Annotated in this window: 13 protein-coding genes; 5 read left to right on the forward strand and 8 right to left on the reverse strand. The window is 58.5% G+C overall.

From position 1 onward, the window contains the following. Positions 1-5: 5 nt before the first annotated feature. Positions 6-1,727, forward strand: coding sequence for a CocE/NonD family hydrolase (locus VNL17_09615; protein HXI84331.1), 1,722 nt, complete (start codon positions 6-8; stop codon positions 1,725-1,727). A 57-nt stretch (positions 1,728-1,784) separates the two neighbouring features. On the opposite strand, the gene VNL17_09620 is transcribed toward VNL17_09615, so the two are convergent. Continuing rightward, complete coding sequence (locus VNL17_09620) at positions 1,785-6,830, reverse strand: glycosyl hydrolase family 28 protein (GenBank protein ID HXI84332.1); 5,046 nt, start codon at positions 6,828-6,830, stop codon at positions 1,785-1,787. 245 nt (positions 6,831-7,075) lie between these two features. Continuing rightward, the gene (locus VNL17_09625) at positions 7,076-8,812 is read right to left on the reverse strand and encodes a glycosyltransferase family 39 protein (protein ID HXI84333.1); all 1,737 of its coding nucleotides are present in this window, start codon (positions 8,810-8,812) and stop codon (positions 7,076-7,078) included. Positions 8,813-9,017: 205 nt separating this feature from the next. On the opposite strand from VNL17_09625, the gene VNL17_09630 reads away from it, so the two are divergent. From VNL17_09630 to VNL17_09640, 3 genes are all read left to right on the forward strand, one after another. Next, complete coding sequence (locus VNL17_09630; GenBank protein HXI84334.1) at positions 9,018-9,218, forward strand: hypothetical protein; 201 nt, start codon at positions 9,018-9,020, stop codon at positions 9,216-9,218. 42 nt (positions 9,219-9,260) lie between these two features. Continuing rightward, positions 9,261-9,890, forward strand: coding sequence for an MBL fold metallo-hydrolase (locus VNL17_09635; protein HXI84335.1), 630 nt, complete (start codon positions 9,261-9,263; stop codon positions 9,888-9,890). 95 nt (positions 9,891-9,985) lie between these two features. Further along, on the forward strand, positions 9,986-10,270 hold the full coding sequence (locus VNL17_09640; protein ID HXI84336.1) for an HU family DNA-binding protein: 285 nt from the start codon (positions 9,986-9,988) through the stop codon (positions 10,268-10,270). An 81-nt stretch (positions 10,271-10,351) separates the two neighbouring features. Here the strand turns inward: VNL17_09640 and VNL17_09645 are convergent, their stop codons facing one another. The 6 genes from VNL17_09645 to VNL17_09670 form a co-directional block, all read right to left on the reverse strand. Beyond that, a complete protein-coding gene (locus VNL17_09645) occupies positions 10,352-10,777 on the reverse strand; it encodes a biopolymer transporter ExbD (GenBank protein ID HXI84337.1) in 426 nt (141 codons plus the stop codon). Between the two features lie 9 nt (positions 10,778-10,786). Next, on the reverse strand, positions 10,787-11,398 hold the full coding sequence (locus VNL17_09650) for a MotA/TolQ/ExbB proton channel family protein (protein ID HXI84338.1): 612 nt from the start codon (positions 11,396-11,398) through the stop codon (positions 10,787-10,789). A gap of 16 nt (positions 11,399-11,414) precedes the next feature. Continuing rightward, on the reverse strand, positions 11,415-12,539 hold the full coding sequence (locus VNL17_09655) for a hypothetical protein (protein HXI84339.1): 1,125 nt from the start codon (positions 12,537-12,539) through the stop codon (positions 11,415-11,417). A gap of 198 nt (positions 12,540-12,737) precedes the next feature. After that, positions 12,738-14,549 (reverse strand): hypothetical protein, encoded by a 1,812-nt coding sequence (locus VNL17_09660; protein ID HXI84340.1) that lies wholly within the window; start codon positions 14,547-14,549, stop codon positions 12,738-12,740. A gap of 87 nt (positions 14,550-14,636) precedes the next feature. Continuing rightward, positions 14,637-16,550: a DNA/RNA non-specific endonuclease gene (locus VNL17_09665; GenBank protein ID HXI84341.1), complete on the reverse strand. Its 1,914-nt coding sequence runs from the start codon at positions 16,548-16,550 to the stop codon at positions 14,637-14,639. 266 nt (positions 16,551-16,816) lie between these two features. Continuing rightward, positions 16,817-17,467 (reverse strand): Maf family protein, encoded by a 651-nt coding sequence (locus VNL17_09670; protein HXI84342.1) that lies wholly within the window; start codon positions 17,465-17,467, stop codon positions 16,817-16,819. Between the two features lie 26 nt (positions 17,468-17,493). Here VNL17_09670 and hemW point away from each other — a divergent pair, with 26 nt between their 5' ends. Continuing rightward, positions 17,494-18,606 carry a radical SAM family heme chaperone HemW gene (hemW, locus tag VNL17_09675; protein HXI84343.1) on the forward strand — a complete coding sequence of 371 codons (1,113 nt, stop codon included), beginning with the start codon at positions 17,494-17,496 and terminating at the stop codon, positions 18,604-18,606. The last annotated feature ends 72 nt before the right edge of the window (positions 18,607-18,678 follow it).

Consider the following 18,678-nt stretch of genomic DNA (forward strand, 5'->3'; position numbering starts at 1 on the left):
TTGGTATGAAACAGGGTACGTTCACTTTTGCATTTTTTCTGGCGCTGTTGACGCAAGCGCTGGGCGGGACATTTACCATCCACAGCACGCGCATCCCGGTCCCGGCGACCGCTGACGGTACGGCCGATGGCGATACGTCCGCATCTTCAACCAACACCGTTCAGATCGATGCCAATGTTTATATACCCGACGGCGTGGTTTCACCCGCACCGGCGGTGGTGGTGGTCCACGGCTTCGCGGAAACGAAAAGCACCGATATCATCGTGACGTTCGCGGAGGACTTTGCCGCGGCAGGCTACGTCGTGGTCACGCCGACGGTGCGTGGCTTCGGCAATTCCGACGGCTCGGTTTCGCTGGTCGGACCCAACGAGATCAACGACCTGAAAACGATCATCCTGGCGATGCAAACGGGCTCGATTGGGGATACACCGGCGATTGTGATCCCCGTCACCAGCGCGAGCAAGTTCGGCGTGATGGGGCCATCGTACGGCGGCGGACACACTTTCGAGATCATGCGAACGCACGTGGCCGGGCTGACCGCGGTGATCCCAATCATTGGCTGGACGGACCTTTACCAGGCACTGGCGCCGAATGACGTTCCCAAACTGACCTATTCGCTCGGCCTCTTCGCGAGCGGGTTTGATTTCACGAACCCAAACTACGCGCCGGTGATGTTCGACTGGCTCCGCGACATACTGAATGGCAAGCCCGAGAAAACGCGCCAGGGTGCTCCCGAAGATAATATCGATTGGCGCTCGGTGATCTTCAATCCAACACAGCTGACCGTCCCCGCCTTCGTGATTCAGGGATGGCAGGACGATTTGTTCCCAGCCGAACAGGCTCTCCAGCTCGTCCAAACCAATCCGGCCATCCCGTTTCTGAAACTTTACATCGGCGGGTTGGGACATCCACCCGCTTCGTCAAGTATCACGGGCAGTGAAGGTATGTATTTGCGGACCCAGGCCGTCCGTTGGTTCGACCAATGGCTAAAGGGTATCGATACCGGCATCACGAACGAGCCGCCCGTGACGTTGGCCCCGGAGAACACGGTGAACTGGTCAAGCAACGCCCTGATAGAGGCCAGCAGCCTGCCGTTGCCGGGCACGGTTACAAACACGTACTTCCTCAATGGGCCGACGCTCTCCACCGTCAGCCCGGCCGCGAATGCCAAAGTGAAAAAATTGCCGGCCTCGACCGGCTTCCTTCTTGTGCTGCGTCCGCTCCTGCATGCGGTCGGCGCAGATGACAACACGTTGATTGAATCCATCGTTTCGGTAAACGCAATCTTGAATTCCGGCGCGGGCAGCATCCTCGACCCAAAAATTTTCACGAAGACCGACGGTGGCGCGAACCGTGCCCGGTTCACCAGCGCCACGTTACCCGTGGACCTCAACGTCGTCGGATCGCCCGATTGCCATTTGATCGTCTCGGCCGGCCACTCGAACGCCTATTATTATGTGCAAATCCTTGAGCACACGGCCAGCGGCAAGACCCAACTTATCACGCGCGGCGCCTTCAAGGACCACACGAACAACCCATCCATACCGCACGCGATTGATTTCTTCCCCTTCACGGTGAACCACACTTTTCGAGCTGGCAGCCAGGTTTTCTTTCAAATCACCAGCCGCGACTACCCCTTCTTCCTGCCGAACCTGAGCCAACCCACCGTGAAAATCTATCGCGACGCCGTGAATACCTCGACAATCTCGTTACCGGTGGCGCCGTAGGCGCGAGAGCGTTTTGTAGTGCGGCCCTCCAAAATAGAGATACTTCTGGATTCTTGATTAAGGCACCAAGCGTACGCGGTAGTAGCGGGAGGGAGTGTTGGTGGCGCCGCCACTGTCCGTGTAGTTGGTGGTCGCGTCGCCGTTACCGGGGATGATGATCGGGGCGCTGATGTCGTTAAAGTTGGCGGTATAGCCGGCGGACCCTGTCGCCTGCACGATATTGGTGTGGCCACCGGCCGTTCTCCAGACGATCACCACATCGGTGGTATTCCGCGTCGTCGAGATGATCTTAAACAAAGAGGCCGGGTTCGTCGGATTGAGACCGGCGAGGAACTGGTTGGTGTTGCTCATGCCTTTGCCGAAAGGATCTGCGCCCGGCTGCGCCTGTGCGTTGGTGGAACTACCGAAATACTGATTCTGCCACGCGGTGAATGGGTCGGTAGGCGCGACGGCGGTGACGACCAGGTTCACCTGGCCGGGGGTGTTGGTAGAGATCGCGTAGGTGAAATTCGTGCTCGGGGTCGCGCCGATCGCCAGCCCGTTGTAGGTCAGCGCGCCGCTGTAGGAGAATAATGTATAGGTGGTCGCGCCGAAACCGCCACCATCCGCTACGTTCAGCGTGCCACCCAGGACGAGAGCGCCCGGTACGACGATTTCCGCCGTGTTGGCGCCCAGCGCGAAGTTTAACGTCGTTGCACCGCCCAGACTCAGACTATTACTCACTGTGAGCGTGGTACCGCCCAACGTGAGGTTTGGATTGGTACCGAGCATGTTGGTATCTGTGATCGCGGCCTGCGCGTTGAAGAAAGCCATGGTGTTATTGGTCGGGGGAATGGCCAAGCCGCCGAGCGTCACCAACGTGGCGTTGGGAGCGCTGTTGGAGACGGTGATCTGCGCGTTGTAGAGGGTAAATGTGTTGGTGCTGGTCGGAGTCGTGAGGTGCGAATCGATAAACTGGATCCCTTGGGCATTGTAGACGACGAAGGTGTTCGTGGGCGCGGTGATGTTCACGTCGTAGAACGTGACGTTGGAGACGAGCATTTCGGTGCGGCCCCAGATGATGCCGTCGATGTTGAGGCCGGTGGTGGCGACGACGGTCAGGTTGCTGATGAGGATGTTCTGCCAAATCGGCGTGAGGCTGGTGACCGGGGCGACGGGCTGGACCGAAGCGATGCTGGGGCTGATGTTATTCGGTGTGCCGATCGTGTTGTAGTAGCTGTAGATGGTGATCGGGTAGGCCACGTTCGTCATCGTGATGTCGAGGTACTGGAGATTCTGGATCAGTCCGCCGCGGTCGTTGTCCGACTTCATGCGGATGCCGTTGACGGTGCCGTTGAACGTGCAATTGCTCACGATAATGTCATGCACTCCTCCCGATGTGATGCTTCCAATCGACACACCATGGCCGGTGCCGAACGTGCAATTGGAGACGGTGATATCGGCCGCCGGGCCGCCACTGCCGCCGATCTCGATGTTGTCGTCTCCGTCACTGATAAAGCAGTTCCGTATCAGCACATTCGTGGACGCCAGGTCCATGCCGTCGGTGTTGGGAGAATCGCCCGGAGTGTTGATGATAATCCCCTGAATCGTGATTCCCGCATTGTTACCCTTCAACATGAGATGGAATGTCGGCGGGTTCTGCAACGTCACGTCCTGAACCAGCACATTGGTGCACCCGCTGAAGCTGATGAAGTTCGGCCGCGACCCGGCGAGGGGGAACCACCAGTTCGTTCCCTGGCCATCGATGCTTCCCAGGCCGCTGATCTCGACGTCGTGCAGGGTCGTGCCTGAAATGAAGGTCGCCGTGCCGGGCCAATTGGAGCGCGGGAGCATCTGCAACATCGCCCCGCCGTCGATCTTCAGATTTACGTTATTGGACAAGACAATCGGACCGCTCAGATACGTACTCAAGCTCCCGGCCGACGGGATCTCCACCGTGCCGCCACCCGCGGCGGCGGCCGCATTGATGGTGCTTTGGATCGCAGTGGCATTGTTCGTCACACCATCGCCCACCGCACCAAAGTTGATGACGTTAAATTGGTTTGTGGGAATATTCGGCAACAGCGGGGGCGATTTGAGTGTGACGGTCAGGACCGCGCCGGTGCTGGTGGTTGAGCCGACGGAATTGCTGGCGACAACGGTGTACGAGCCCGCGTCGGATGGTTGCACGTTCGTCAGGGTTAGGACGGATGCGTTCGCGCTGGGAATCGGCACGGTATTCTTATTCCAATGATAGACGATGGGTTGTGTGCCAACCGTGGTAGCGGTGAAACTCGCGGTGTCGCCGGCGTACACGTGCACCGAAGCGGGCTGCGTGATGAAGACGGGCGCCGCGGGATTGGTGTTGACGGTCAGAACCGCGTTGGAACTGGTGACAGCGCCGGCCGTGTTGCTCACGACGACGGAGTAGCTGCCGGCATTGGTGGATTGAACATTGGTGAGTATTACCGAGGCGCCGGTGGCCCCGGCCAGAAGGGTGTTGGTATTGTAATACCACTGGTAGATCAGCGGCTGGCTGCCGCTGGCTGTTACGCTGAAGGTGGCGAATTGGCCGGGGATGACCGTGAGATTTTGCGGTTGCGTAGAGATGGCCGGGGCTGCCAGGCCCACCGTCAGCTGGCCGGCGGCGCTGGTCACCGCGCCGTAGGGGTTGGAGAGAAGGACTGAGTAACCGCCAGCATCAGCAAGGTGAACGTTGGTGAGCGCGAGCGTGGAATTGGTGGCATTGGCGATGGGGGTGTTGGTGTTGTAGTACCATTGATACGACAGAGGTAGCGTGCCATTCGGGACCACGGCGAAGGTGGCATTTTGGCCCTCGAAGACCGACTGGCCCTGCGGTTCGGTCGTGACCGCGGGAGCTGTCGGTGCGGAACTCACTGTGATGGTTACCTCCTGGAAATCATTCGTGGCCGGTGCCGTAGTATTGTTCGAAGGACGATAGCCGACTCCGTCGAAACTGAAATTGGATGCCGAGTTGTCGGTTACCGAGTCCGAGAGCGTTGCGCCGGTGACCGTGTTCAACCAGGTGATCGTGACCACCATCGAGTTCAGGCCGGTCCGCTGCAGGACAAACTGCAAGGTGTACGGGGTCAGGTTGGCGAATCCACCGAAGCTGTTCGTATCAAGAGAATCCTTGGCCAGCGACGTAAAGTCTCCGCTGGTGCCGAGCAGGGAGCTACTCGACAAATTGATGCGTTTGCGGATGTCGATGGGAGTGGCATCGCTCAATTTACCGTACACCTTTCCGAACAAAGCGTAGCCAGCCACCGAGGATCCCTGGGAGCCGACGCTCAATCCGTCGCTGCTGACGCGTTTCGGGCTGTTGTTTCCGTCGGCGAAGTCAAACAATCCGAACCGGAACCCCTGCGAACTGCTCCCATTTGGTGGCACCCCATTGAAAGTGAACTTGAATGTAGCCGTCAGTGTGTCTCCGATGTTTAGCTGGATGGGAGGACTATTGCTGTCGGGGGTGAAGTAGGTAATGATCTGGCTGGAGCTGCCGCCGACCGTCAGGGTCATATTGCTGGCCGCGGCATCGAGGGCTCCCGCAGTTGAGGTCCACCAAGCGGAACTCGTCGGAAGGTTCTGGTTGGTGCGCACACCGGTGCTCCATGTGTCATCGAGGACAAGGGTTGTGGGAACCTTCAGCGCGCTGTAGGGCGACGCGCCGCACGTGTTATTGGCCCGAATTCGGTACCAATAGGTCGCGCTCGTCACTACTGCCGTATCGCTATAGGTCGTGGCGCCAGCCCCGGGCGTGGCTATTTGCGCCCAGGTTCCCGGATTGCCACCGGCATCCGGTGCGCGGTCGATTCTGAAGCCCTGCACGCTGGAAGAGTTCTCGGCCCAAGATAGGTCGATCTCGTTGCCGCCAACTTGCGTCGCTGTAAGTGCGGAAGGAGATCCGGGACCGGGTGCCAATGCCAGACTGAAGTAGGTGCCACCGGCGATGGCTGCCACCCCGGTCAATCCGGGCGGTGTCGCAGTTTGGCCATACAAATTATAGCCCCAGGCGACCGTGCTCCCATCGCTCCGCAAGGTCATGCTGTGGAAGATCCCGCCGGCGATGGCCAGCACTCCGCTCAGTCCTGATGGCGTCGTTGTTTGGCCATAGCCATTATACCCCCAGCCAACGACGGTGCCGTCGCTCTTCAAGGCCAAACCGTGGTAGCCCCCGGCAGCGATGGCCACTACGTTGGAAAGCCCGGCTGGGGGCATCGTCTGGCCGCAGCAGTTGTAGCCCCAAGCGACGACGGTGCCATCGCTCTTCAAGGCCAGACTGTGGTAGTACCCGGCGGAGATGGCAACGACTCCCGCCAACCCGGCCGGTACATTCGTTTGGCCGAACCCATTATACCCCCAAGCGACGACGGTACCGTCGCTCTTCAATGCCAGGCTATGGTAGTACCCGGCGGCGATGGCCACCACGTTGGAAAGCCCGGCGGGTATCGTTATTTCTCCGTCGCCATTATACCCCCAGGCAATGACAGTCCGATCGCTCGTCAAGGCCAGACTGTGATAGGCACCAGCCGAGACGGCCACCACGTTGGAATACCCGCCCGGTATCGTTGTTTCGCCGAAGACATCGTATCCCCAGCCAATGACAGTCCCATTGCGATTGATCGCGAGGCTGTGGTACTGACCGGCAGCGATGGCTACAACGTTGGTCAGGGTCGTGGGCGGTGACACTTCGCCGTCGACATTATAACCCCAGCCGACGACGGACAGGGGGCACGCCGGCGCGGGCGTCCCGGCGCTGGCCACGGCGGAGAACGCCGAGGCGCCTCCAGCATTGTAGGCACGCACACGATAGGAATAGGTCGTGCTCGGAAACAGCCCGGCGTTCCGGTAATTCGTCACATTCGACGAGACTTGTGCGATCTGGGAGAAGTTTGTCCCGTCCAAGGATCGTTCGACTTTGAATCCGTCCTCATTGGTCGAGGCATCGGCCCAAGACAAACTGATCTGGAAAGCAGAGACCACGGAGGCGGTGAGATTGATCGGGGCATTCGGAATAGTTTGCGCTTGGGCCGAGGGATGGAGCGCGGCGAGCCAGAGGAGCAGGGCACACCCTGACCCGTAGAGGAAGCGCTTCTTGATCATACATTCATACCCGCCCCGATCGGAAACAGATTGGGCCATTCCTCACCCGCATCTTTCCCAAGCTCTCTATTATAGTGGACAGACTCTGTGGAACAAGCGCTGCATGGCCCGATTCCGTAGCGGGATCATATACCAAAGGATCCTTGCTAGTGGCCTGCAACACAGCCATTTGCCCGGTATTGGACTCGAGAAATCCCTACTCAGAATGTGTTCCATGCATGGGCGTTGACGGGCCGCAGCGCCGCTCACCACCACTGATCCACCCAATAGACGTAGATGGAATAGCCGATCATTGCGACGGGCGTTTTCTCCAACAGCGGTGAGTAGTAGGCTGCCACCTGTGGAAAGGCCGGGTCGTGGAGCAGTTGCACACTCACTGCCACATATCCCGGCACTTGGGGCGGCATCAGCGGGTGATAGGTTGATTGCATCGTGGTCAGCATGTGAGTACAGTCAATCCCATAGTATTCGGCATCCGACACCCCCCAATAAGCCAGGTTGATGTGCGAAACCCCATGCGCTGTCATCCACTGTTTCAGCAATTTCAAATCCTGGCCCCAATCGATATTCGAGTCGGCAAGGATATTTGGTCCATTCCTCGGTCCACCCGCCAGACAATTGAAGAACCCCCGGTAATGCGGATAGACGCTCGCCATTTCAAGCCAAGCCAAGAGGCAAAAACAAGCGAGCGCCCACTTCATTCCTCGCCGCAGCAACTCCGCCAGGGGAACAACAGCCACCAGGATCACGAACGGATAAATCGGCAACAAATGACGCACACCAATATTGCGAGTGCTGAACATTGCCACTGCCAGGTAAAGCGCCATTGGCAACAGGATGCACAGGGCATGCATTCCCATTTTCCTTCTTCGGAAGAGGCACAAGACCCCGCCCGCGAAAAATAAACAGAGGACCGTCAGTGGCGTCTTGACCAGAAATACAACCGGAAAATAATACCACCAGTGTCCGTACTTGCTTTGACCCAGCAGGAACGCCGCGAACTTGAAGTTTCCGGTCGTCGATAGCTCCTGCCGCAGAAAATTCTGCGTATAGGCGTTCGGCAGCAATCGATGCCGATCAATCCAGCCGAGCACCATGGCGGATTTTGGCAACCAGACGCGTGTGACCGGATCTTCATAAAGTGCGCTCGTACCTCCGCCATACACATCGGAACCCGTGGTGTAATGGAATCCATAGGTCATCCACACAACCAGCACAAAAACAATGCCCACCACAATAATCAGCGCGGCGGAGGCAACGGACTTCAAACTGAGACTCTGCAGTTTTCCGTCCCCCCTCCACCGAAATGGCCAGGGTTGCCTGCTTACAATGCGGACGGCCAATAAGAGCGCGAGAATCGGTCCCAGCAAAAACCCGGAAAACTTGCTGACATGAGCAATTCCAAAGAAGATTGCCAACCCCGCCACATTGACCGGGGTCAAACACCGCAGGGTTCGGCACAAGAAATAAACCGTCCCGAAAAAGAAGCAGACCAGCCCCAAGTCCGCCGTGACAACCCCTGCATTGCACAGGAAATTCGGTTCACAAGTGTAGAGCGCCAGGCCCGCTGTCGCAGGCCAGAACCCAAACAAGTCCCGCGCCCAGAAAAACAGGATCACGCCCAGCAGCGCACCCAGAAGCGTAATAATCAATCTCGGCCAGCGCAGCAGCTTGTCGCAATCATTCTGCCCGAAAAAAAACGCATGGGTCAGCTCGTCCTTTGGCACATTGCTGGGATCGAATTTCACGCTCTCGATCAACAGAGGTAAGGTTGCCAGCTCGTTGAGGAAGGGAGGATGATCAGTGCGGATATGGTAGCCCCGCGTCAGTGCCATGTAACCTTCCAGAACATGGCCGTTTTCATCGATTGCCAGACTCTTCTGCAGGTAACTACTGACCGACAACGCCACAAACACCATCGCAAACGTCCCCAGCACCAGAGCCACACGAAATCGTCCAACCATCTGGAGTATCGCATTCAAGTTCACCTCGCATCCTACCCGCCTCGCCCTAACCGCGGCAAGTTTTGCTCGGACATACTTGCCGTGAAACTACGTATTGCGAAGCGAACCAACTTTCCGCCATCGCCAAAACCACGAAGGACAATTTGGAGAAAACGCGCTTGCGCACGGGGAAATTTTAACTATTGTTTCGGCGCGACGTCTATGGAAAGGAGGGGAGGTAGGAATGGAAGAGATCACTTGCCCAAACTGCAACGTGGATGTGGATCGTGAGGAGCTGAAGCGGAATAATCTGCGCTGCCCCACTTGCGGATTCGATTTGAGTGATGCAGGGGAAGTGGAGGATCCCGACGAGGGCGACGAAGACGAACTCGACGAGGAGGAGGATGAAGAGGATGAGGAGGACGACGAGGAGGAGGAAGATTGATGCGCGCCCGAACATCGCCCGGATTCTTCGCGCCGTTGCGGAATGATTATTGAGACTTTTGAAGCGGGTCCGGTCGCGACCAACGGTTACCTGGTCGCCGACAGGCGGGGCGGGAAGGCCTTGGTGATTGATGCGCCACAAGGCGTCGCCCCGCTGGTGGTCAAGCAGGCACGGGGGTGGAATACACCGATCACCCATCTGGTTAATACCCACGCCCACTGGGACCACTTCCTGGACAATGCCGAATTGTTACGGCTGACCGGCGCGAAGTTTGGCATTCACCGCGAAAGCGCACCACTGTTGACCCTCCCGCAGGCGCGGTATTTTGGGTTGGATTTGGACATCGAGCCGTCGAAGCCGGATTTTCTTCTGGAAGAGGGGGAAGTATTTGCTGTCGGCGAGCTGAGATTTGAAATCCTGCATTGTCCCGGTCACTGCCCGGGCAGCGTGGTGCTGTTCGAGCAGGAAGAGCGCGTGGCCTTTGTGGGAGACGTGCTGTTCGCGGGATCGATCGGGCGTACGGATTTACCCGGGGGAGATCATCAATTGCTCATGGAAGGGATCCGCACAAAGTTGTTGCCGCTGGGCGATGACGTGCGGGTGTTTTCGGGACACGGGCCGGTGACGACGATTGGTGAGGAACGCCGGACGAATCCATTTTTGGGGAGTTGAGGGGTGTGGAAACCAATAAAAATCAATAGTTGCAAGGTTTTCGGCGCTTTTGTAGTATCCGACGAACCCTAAACCAAGGAGAAACAAGGAGTTTTATGGCAAAGTTGACGAAGTCACAGATCCTAGGAAATCTCGCAGAGAGAACCGGCGTGTCGAAGAAGGCCGCTGGCGCGTTCGTGGAAGAGTTGGTCAAGTTGGCGTACAAGGAAGCGAAGAATTCGTTCACGATCCCCGGCCTCGGGAAAATCGTGCTGGTGAATCGCAAAGCCCGCCTCGGCCGCAACCCGGCCACCGGCGCGACGATTCAGATTCCGGCCAAGCGCGTGGTGAAGTTCCGCATCGCGAAGGCCGCGAAGGACGCCATCTTGGGTACGAAGTAGCTCTCGGAAGATCCCTGATTCAAAAATGGAACGGGCGGCTGTGCCACGCACAACCGCCCGTCTTCTTTTCGGTAAGACAAATTACTTCGCTGATTTCTTCGTGAATGCCGTGATGTCGGGAATGCCGGCGGAGCGGGCTGCATCGACAATCGCGACGACCGTTCCATAGCTGACCGTCTTGTCCGCCGAGAACTGCACCTGCACCTTGGGGTTCTTCTCCTTTGCATCGCGCAGGGCCTTCTCCAGCGCGCTGAGGGCAACGGGTTTATTATCGAGATAGATGGTCTCATCGGAACCGACGGCAATGTTCAGGCGATCCACCTTCTCGCGCCCAACTTCCTCCGCGGTTTTTGCCTCGGGAAGGACGAGCTTGACAGCGGTGGGTGAGGTCGCGCGAAAGGTAGTCGTCGCGATGAAGAAAATCAGCAGAATGAACAACACATCCACGAGGTTGATCAAGCGGATGGCCGGTGGACGCTGGGCTTTGGTTGGCTGAAAGATGCGCATGGCGGTACCCTAGTTCGCGTTACGATATAGCCGCGTGAGCAATTCGTTCGTGTGCCGCTCCAACTCCAGCACCAGCACCTCGATTCGGCGGCGCAGGTACATGTAAGCAATCAGCGCAGGAATGGCAATGCCGAGGCCGGTCATGGTCGCGGTCAATGCTTCGTATATACCCCGCGAAATCATCGTCGGGTCGCCGAGGCCTTTCTTGGCGACGTCCTCGAACAACTGCACCATGCCGATGACCGTACCGAGCAACCCGAGCAGCGGGCCGAGCTCGGCAATCAGCGACAGCGTCGTCAACCCGCGCTCCATCCGACCGACAATCTGCCGGGCGAGCGACTGCATGGCCTCGACATTCTCCGTTTTTGGCAACGAGGCGTGCATAAAGGCCGCCTGAATCAGCTTGCCGAGCACAGTCGTGTCCGATTCGCTCAGCACCCGCAGTTTATCGGTTTGCTCCGGTGTCACCGGCTGCTTCTCAATCGCCGCAGCGAGGACAGGCGAGATGATGCGCCGCCGCTGCAGCGCCCAGGCACGTTCCAAGATGATGGCCACGCCCGCAATCGAGCAGACCAACAGCGGCCACATGGCGATTCCGCCTCGAAAAAACCATTCCGGCATGAGGAAATCCTCCCTATCAATAGTAAAAGGTGAAACTTATCTCGCGCGGCTCCTTCCCAATCAGCGCGCGCAATTCATCGGACAACGGATCGAACGGCCCGGATTCTATGATGGCTTTCTCGCAAAACAACGACAAAATGCGACTCTGTCCGGTGTCGGTGCTGGTCACGTCCTGCACCTGTCCGTCGTCAAGCAGCGCGAACTTCACGGTCACCACGTCGGCGCTTTCGTAAATCCCGTAGTGGTCGATCAACGCGTACCAGTGACTTTGCACGGCTTTAATGAGCTTCTTGTCGTACGCGCCGAAGGGGCTTTCCGCCACGCCGAACGCGGCTATGCCATTGCGCGAGACGCCTGCAACGGTCAGGTGGGACTTCCGCGCCACAATTTCCCGGCCCGGCACGCCGGGCTCGGTGACGATGGCGGGTGAGCCCGGGGTCGCGGCAGCGGAATCCGCGGGAATTTCCGGCACCGTTGCTCCCGTTGCGACCTGTGGCTGCACGACCGGCTTCTGCGCCATCACAACTTTCTGTTCCTCCATCATTTTCAAACCGAGTGGCGCAGCCTCCTTCGGTTGTTCCGGTGCTTTCGGCTGAGGTGGAGGTGCGGGTCTGGATTCGGGCGTCGCCTCCGCAATTTTCGGCGCGGGTTTCGGAGGGCTCGGAGGTCTGCTCGGCGAACCGGGTTGCCGGATCAGTGGTGCGGATGCGCCGGAGGGCGTCGGCACATCGAGTGTATTCGGCGCGCGAGTCTCTTTGCCATTCAAATACGGCGTGTCGCCGGTTTTGTCGGTCGGATTGTTCGGATTCGCCGCGACCGTCGACTTGTCCGAATAATACTTCGTATCCTTCGGCTTCTCACCGGTGACTTGGGACGCGTCGGTCTCCATAAACTGCTGGGCTTCCCTGCCCTTCTTTACTTCCGGCGCGCGCGGTTCCGCCAATTCCACAAACGTCAGCGTCTGGACTTGCTGAGGTGCGGGCCGCTCAAATGGATGCGCCGCCTGCACGAGCTTCGACAGCAAGGAGAACAATGGCAGTCTCATGAGCGTCGAGCGATACTGCCAACCGCCGAAGGCCAACAGGTGCAGCAGCAACGACAACAACACGGCGATCTCGACGTTTAAATTCTCGCGATCCATTCCCGAGTAATGATACCAAATTGCGGCAGACCATCAACTCGCACGACGCACCATCCCGACCCGCTCCAGCGTGGTTGCCAACCGCTCGGTCGGCACGCCCATCACGTTAATGAGTTTTTATACAGTACAGGAGTTTGGCTTTGATTTCTTCGCGAACGCGATTAACGCCGAACCGCGGCGCAAACCAAACAGGGCTCCTTATTGCGTAAGGAGCCTGGTTTTGGTCTCCATCGGCAGGTTTGCGCTCGCCAGCCAGGCTCTCGCAGCGGAAGGATCGGTCTTGAGCCACGCGGCGGCAACATCCTCCAAACGGGCATCGCGCAGTTCAGGTGTGTTTATGGATTCTGCCCAACTCATCGCCTGTGCCGGACTCCGCGAAGCCAATTCCGCTGCAACCGAATCTGCTGCTGCGTCACGGGTTGGTCCAACTCGCAATGTTTGCACCCAAAGACTGACGCTCTCCGGATCCTCGGCCAGCCATTGTGCCGTTACGATTCGAATGTGCTCCACGCGCATTGTTTCCTCGGGTTCCGCCAACACCCAGCGGGCTGCTTCTTGTGGTTGGTTGTCTGCCCAGCGGCCAACCACTTCCTGCAGGGCAATCTGGCGGGAGTCCGAATTGGGAATCCCTTGCGCCCAATTCAGTGCGTCTGTCACATTATTTTGGGCCAACGCGGGAGCAACCGACTTAATGGCGTCATGTTGGTCGGCCACCGGCAAATTCTGCACGAACCGACCAGCCGCGGCCGCATCCTCCAACACCCAGTAGGAAAGTGCACCCCTCATGGCTTCATCCCGCGCTGGATTGTCCGCCGACAAATCGCTCGTCCAGCGGGTCGCTTCTTCCGGTTGCGTTCGGGCCCAGGCCGAGGCGATGCCAACCAGCGCTACGTTCTGGGCTGAATCACTTTGCAGGGTTCCCGCCCAGTGGATGGCCGCGAGCGGGTTGGTCGCCGCCATGTCTTGCGCCAAATGCCCGGCGGCAGCATCTCGGTCCGCGCTGTCTGGCATTTGCGCGACGTATCGTCCGGCATCCTGTGGGTTCTTCGCGCACCAGACATCAAGCGCGTTGTTCAAAGCCAATCCCTGCAGCTCGCCCTCGGGCAAGGTTTCGAGCCATGACATGGCCGTTTCGGGCTGCTGGGCGGCGAGTGCACGAACCACGTCAAGCACGGCTGCAGTTTGCACGGGACCCGCGGGAAGCTGTCTCACCACTTGGCTGGCGGCTAGCGGATCGTCGGTAGTTAATTGTTTCAAGCTACTGCCGAGGATTCGATCCCGCGCGCCTCCCGAGAGAAGCTGTTGGGCCAGCTCGAGCGTGTGGCGAGGATCGTGATTTGAATGAATGAGGAGTGTCGCCTCCAATGCGGCAGTCCGTTCAGCATCGTCATCGAGATGTTCCGCCCAGTTAAGGGCGGAGGCTGCATCCCTGCCCGCCCAGATTGTTGCCAGGGCGCGGAGTGCATTTTCCCGTCTCTCGCCGGCAGGGACCAACTTCAGGTAGTCGAGTGTGATCGATACGTTCCGCTGCGCCAACTGGTCAAAAAGGATGCTGTAAATCAACCGTTGATCGCCGGTTGTCGCCATATCGCGGGCCAGCATGAGCGCGCGCTTCGGTTCACTTTGTCCCAAGATTCCCAGAACCGTCAGCAAGCCTTGCGTGTACTCTTCGCCGTGAGGCATGGTCCGCAGGTAAGTCAACGCTGCCTCCGGATCCCGCGCCATCAGAAGCGCAAGAGTGGATCCAAAATCCACCGAGCGCTTTCGCGGGTCTCGCTCGCGCAGAGCCTGGTCGAGTTCTGCCCTCAGATGAGCGGAGATTGAAAACCGCTCCGAATCGCCAGTCGAGTTCGCGGAGACGGCTGCCCGTGCGGGAGCGGGCGTCCACGCGCTCATGTCCGGCTGATTTGGATGAGAATCGCCACGCCAAAGCCATGAGCCCGCAATCGCAATGACCGCAAGCAGCCCGGCCACAATGAGGATTTTCCGGCGATTGTTCCGCGGGGCCATAACGCAATTCGCTCGTCCGGAAAAATCCGGGCGGCGAGCTCCGCGTGGCACGAGCGGATTTCTCATGCGCTGGCTGAAAACGCCCGTTTAATCGCGCGGGTTCGGTGCGCCAGCGCTGAAGTCGGTGGCATTGTTGTTGGTATCAGTGGTACCTCCGTTGGCGCGCAGGTCAGCGGTTGTGTTTGATGGCGCCGGCGCAGGTCCGGAGCCTTCAAAAGCGTCGGCTGTGGTGCCATAACCAATGAAGTCCACGACGTTGGCGGTACCCACTGGATTATCGACCGCCAGCAGCGTTTGCGTCTTGGTCAAAGCAACCTTGCCAGCGGTGGCAGCCATCGCAATGGTGCCAGTCGCTTCAGGCGTCGGCAGATTCTGGGTGCCGCCGCTTCCCGCCGCCTCTTGAATCAGGTAGTAATGGCCGGGAGCGAGTGAACCGGACAAAAGGGTCTCTGACCAACTGCTGCTCGTGGCGCCGGCATACTGGACGGCGTAGGCGCTCAGGTCCACGGACGCCGAGCCGCTATTGTAGAGTTCGATGAAATCATTCTTATAAGTAGCGCCACTGTTTCCGCCGCCACCGTAGACCTGGCTGATCACGACAGTGCCTGCGGAACCACCGCCCGTGCCGCTGTTGCGTGGATTAACCGCCCCTGTGGCAAAGTCGGCCGCGTTGTTGTCTGTATCCGTAGCGCCTCCGTTGGCCCGCAGATCCGAGACAGTCGCGGAAGGCGCAGGAGCCGGCCCTGAGCCTTCATAGGCGTTGGCCGTGGTGCCATAACCGACGAAGTCCGCCACCGTTGCTCCGCCAACCGGATTGGAGCCTGAGAGAAGTGTGGTCGTTGACGTAAGCGCGACCTTGCCAGCGGTAGCCGCCATGCTAATGGTGCCAGTCGCCTCGGGAGTGGGGAGGTTTTGAGTGCCCCCGCCTCCCGCAGCCTCTTGTACAAGGTAATACTGACCCGCCGCGATGGAACCGCTGAGCGCGGTCTCCGACCAGGTTGAGCCGCTCGCGCTGGCGTACTGGACCGCGTAGGTGCTCAGATCCACGGATGTTGAGCCGCTATTGTAGAGTTCGATGAAGTCATTCTTATAAGTAGCGCCGCTGTTGCCGCCGCCGCCGTAGACCTGGCTGATGACCACTTTGCCGAGAGGCGGGTAATGGTCAACTCCGCCGTCCACCTCGGCGCGCAATGCGGAGGCAATGCTGGAGGACAGGGCGGTGAAAAATGTATATCCCGTATCGGCCTGGATGCGGTTAACGCTGGTGATGTAGTTCGTCCAGTTCACGCTGTGGATACCAGCGACGTTGGGCATCTTCACCGTGACCACGCGTGTGGTGCTGGTGATTCGACTGATCGCAGAACCGCTGCCGCCGGGAACGACGACGACGATTTTCCAGGTATATCCGGGGATGGACGCTTTGCCGCTGGGTTGAATGCGAGAGCCGTCGAAAGCGCTGGGCCCGCAAGTGACCAACAACTCATTGCCCGCGGAGGCCAGGGTGCGGCAATAGGTTTCCAAGGCCTCCCAGGGCCCGGTATTCAGATCGTCCTGCTGCGGTACAATGTTCGACATGTAAAACACCAGCCAATTGTCATTGGTGTTGTCTGTGCGATCATCGGACGGGCACATATGGCCGCGATCGTAGCCTGCATTCGTGTAATCGTCCGAGGTCACCTCGTAAAAGCCCGACGGCAGGGTGCTGTCCGTGTGAAACGAAGAGCGACCGCTCGTGCCGACATCCGAGGAAGTCAAATCCCAACTCGCCCAGTTGGGCTCTCCCAAATTATCACTATAATCGAGCGCTTCCACGGTACGCTGAATCAGATAATGGTTGTGGTTGGTGGGGTCGGCGGTGGCACCGCTGGGGTTACCCAGTTGCATCTGCTGCGATGCACCAATAATGGCATCGGCTCGCAGAACGAAGAAGAACAACGCTGACATACTGACGAGGACGGGAAACAACTCTCGCGTGAAAGAACCCTGCACGGTGGATTTCATAGCGCAGCTGCGCTCCTATTCATGGTTGCGGACGTGGTTGCTATTGTTGGCTAACATATAATAACCGGGCACCCGACACGAACGAGATGGCTTCCTATCCTTCACATGATTTTCTGTCAAGACTTCATTTCTGGCAATCGAGCGTCAAGCGAATGACTTGAACACAATGCACAGCTGGAAAAATCCAGAGGGACTTTAGCGAATCCGCATGGTCAAGGTACTGGTTTGCCTCTGAAGCGCATCAAGCGAGGAATTGACGATCACGTTTATCCGCCGCCCAACCCAAGTATGCCCAACCGCTCAAGCGTTGCCCGAAGCTTCTCAACCGGGAGTCCCATCACATTACTGTAGCTCCCCTCAATCTGCTCGATGATGTCACCATGTTGAATGGCGTACGCCCCGGCCCAACTCAGGAACCCGTGAGTTTTCTGCCAGTTTTCTGCGTAGTTATTATTTGCGCTCGCATTGTCCAGCGGGTTCATCTTGCCGAGGTATTCGGCAATTTGCGGGTGTGTAAGAGGCCGCATCCAGACCCGCGTCGTCTCGGCGAACGTCAGTTCCGTGTCGAGCGCGCGGTGCAACAGGCAAACACCAGTCACGACCTCGTGCCGTTGTCCCGCCAACTGCCCGATCATTTGCGTGGCATCTTCAAGATCGCGTGGCTTGCCGAAGAGCTTTCCATCGAGCACAACAATCGTGTCGGCCCCGATCACCACCGAATCCGGATGCCGTCCCGCCACCGCACGAGCTTTGCGTTGGGCATTCTGCATCGCGACGACATCGGGCGCCGCACCGCCGAGCAACTCTTCCACGTCGATTGGCCGCACCACGGTGAACTGTAATCCCATCTCGCGCAGGAGGTCTTCACGGCGCGGGGACGCGCTGGCGAGGATGATTTGGAGTTTGTCTGAACTCATATCCGACGCTATTGTAGACTAGAAGTATGGGAATCCGATCAAGCAAAGTCGAGCACCTCTATGGGCATGTGCCATTCTGCGCGGCGAAGTGCAATTACTGCGCGTTTTATTCGGAAGCGGGCAGCGCCGCCAAGATGGAAGATTATGTGGACGCGCTGTTGTTGGAATTGGAAAGATTCGCCCCGCAACTCGCCCCCCGAAGCATCTTTTTTGGCGGGGGCACGCCGAGCTTGTTACCGGCGGCGCTTATGCGGCTCGTGTTGGAGGCGATCCACGACAAGGTTTCACTGAGCCAGTTGGGCGAGTGGACCATTGAATGCAATCCTTCAACCGTGTCGACTGAGAAGGCGAAGCTGTTCCGCGCGTGCGGGGTCAACCGTATCTCAATGGGCGTCCAGGCTCTCGATGACGAGCTGTTGAAGACCATCGGGCGCGTGCATTCGTTGAAAGCAGCCATTGAATCGTACGAAAGGCTGCGCGCGGCCGGGTTCGACAACATCAACCTTGACCTGATGTTTGGATTGCCGGGCCAAACGATGGATCACTGGCGCAGCACCCTGAAAAAGGCCATCGAGCTTCAACCCGAACATCTCTCGACGTATTGCCTGATCCTGGAGGAGGACACGGAATTCTGGTCGCTCTTCCAGAAAGGGCTTCTCAAGCCGAACGAAGAGCAGGAATTGGCGATGTATCAGACAGCCATCGACACACTCGGCGCCGCGGGTTATCGCCAATACGAGATTAGCAATTTCGCGAAGCCCGGCCGCGAGTGCGCCCACAACATCGCATATTGGGAAGGCAAGAACTACATCGGCCTGGGCCCCAGCGCGTGCAGCACCGTCGACAACCGCCGCTGGCAGAATGTGCCGGACACAGATCGTTATATCGAAGGAATCCGGACCCGGAGACCGGTTGTCATCTCTGAGGAGACGCTCACGCCCGAATTGCGCGCCGCTGAGCGCGCCGCATTCGGGATGAGGATGAACGCCGGCGTGCCCGCCGAAGTACTGCAAGGCCGGTGGGCCGGTGAAATTGCGGAACTACTTTCCGCGGAGCTTGTACAATGGCGCGACGGCCGGTTAATACCCACCCCGCGGGGAATCCTCTTCGCTGATGAAATTGCTGTGCAATTCGTTTAGCCACGTACTCACAGGGCTTCTCGGCCCCTGCAGAAGCCCATCAGCCGATGATTGACCATAATGCCAAGAGTC

The sequence above is a fragment of the Verrucomicrobiia bacterium genome (genome assembly GCA_035577545.1).
Classification (GTDB): domain Bacteria; phylum Verrucomicrobiota; class Verrucomicrobiia; order Palsa-1439; family Palsa-1439; genus Palsa-1439.